A 1,517-nucleotide genomic window follows, 5' to 3' on the forward strand; every position below is an offset into this window, starting at 1 on the left:
AATTATTCGTCGCAATGGCTCAGTTCGAGTCATTTGCTCAGAACCTCGTCATAAGCAACGCCAGGGTTAAACCAGGCTTGTAAAAGGGCGTGACATTCCCTTGATTTATTTTTGATCAAGGTATATGATTCGCGCCCTTTTTAATGACGGTAACAAATATGGCCAAGGGAAATCCCTAAGGTCATTGAATTAAGCGGAGTTAGATGAATGGCACGTATAGCCGGTGTCAACATACCTGACAATAAGCACGCAGTGATTTCACTGACGTACATTTATGGTGTAGGTAGAACGACAGCATACAAACTTTGCGACGCAACAGGCGTTACTCCAACAGCTAAAGTTAGCTCGCTAACTGAAGAACAGTTGGATTCGCTTCGTACTGAGGTCACTAAACTGACCGTTGAAGGTGATTTGCGCCGTGAAGTACAAATGAACATTAAACGTTTGAAGGATCTTGGTTGCTTCCGTGGTCTTCGCCACCGCCACAGTTTGCCTGTGCGTGGTCAGCGTAGTAAGACTAACGCTCGCACTCGTAAGGGTCCACGCAAACCAATTCGTAAATAAGTAGGAAACAGTAATGGCAAAGCCAGGTACACGTACCCGTAAAAAGGTGAAAAAGACTGTTGTTGACGGAATGGCGCATATCCACGCTTCATTCAACAACACTATCGTGACCATTACAGATCGCCAAGGTAACGCTCTTTCATGGGCAACTGCAGGTGGTTCTGGATTCCGTGGTTCACGTAAGAGCACACCTTTTGCTGCGCAGGTAGCAGCTGAAAGAGCCGGTAACGCGGCTGCTGAATACGGCCTCAAAAACCTAGAAGTTATGGTTAAAGGGCCTGGGCCAGGACGCGAGTCCGCTGTTCGAGCACTAAACGCTTGTGGTTACAAAATCACAAACATCACTGACGTAACGCCGATTCCACACAACGGCTGTCGTCCATCGAAGAAACGTCGCGTTTAGGGGAGAACAGATAAATGGCTCGTTATATTGGACCAAAATGTAAACTGTCTCGTCGTGAAGGGACAGATCTGTTTTTGAAGAGCGGTGCTAAGGCACTAGACCAAAAATGTAATCTTGAAACTGCACCAGGCATGCACGGCGCTCGTCGTGGTCGTTTGTCTGAGTACGGTACTCAGCTCCGTGAGAAACAGAAAGTTCGTCGTTTATACGGCGTATTAGAGAAGCAGTTCCGTGGCTATTACAAAGAAGCAGCGCGCCGTAAGGGTGCGACTGGTGAGAACTTGCTTCAGCTTTTAGAACAACGCCTAGACAATGTTGTATACCGTATGGGTTTTGGATCTACTCGTGCAGAAGCACGTCAGTTAGTTTCGCACAAAGCGATCCTTGTAAATGACAATGTTGTAAACATTGCTTCATATCAAGTGAAAGCGGGCGATACTATCTCTGTTCGTGAAAAAGCAAAGAACCAATTGCGTGTTAAAAACGCAGTTGAATTGGCGGGCAACCGTGCGCCAGTTGAGTGGGTCGAAGTTGATACAAGCAAGCTTGC

At 46.9% G+C, this 1,517-nt stretch carries 4 protein-coding genes; all 4 read left to right on the forward strand.

Annotated elements, in window-relative coordinates:
* The coding region (gene rpmJ, locus A3739_RS27915) for a 50S ribosomal protein L36 (RefSeq protein WP_156502258.1) at positions 1–70 on the forward strand (70 nt) is incomplete at its 5' end.
* Between the two features lie 137 nt (positions 71–207).
* Complete coding sequence (gene rpsM / locus A3739_RS02010) at positions 208–564, forward strand: 30S ribosomal protein S13 (protein ID WP_068475237.1); 357 nt, start codon at positions 208–210, stop codon at positions 562–564.
* Positions 565–577: 13 nt separating this feature from the next.
* Positions 578–967 (forward strand): 30S ribosomal protein S11, encoded by a 390-nt coding sequence (gene rpsK, locus A3739_RS02015; RefSeq protein ID WP_068475240.1) that lies wholly within the window; start codon positions 578–580, stop codon positions 965–967.
* Positions 968–981: 14 nt separating this feature from the next.
* A partial coding sequence (rpsD, locus tag A3739_RS02020; RefSeq protein ID WP_068500056.1) for a 30S ribosomal protein S4 occupies positions 982–1,517 on the forward strand: 536 nt, incomplete at its 3' end.

The organism is Oleiphilus sp. HI0067 (assembly GCF_001635735.1).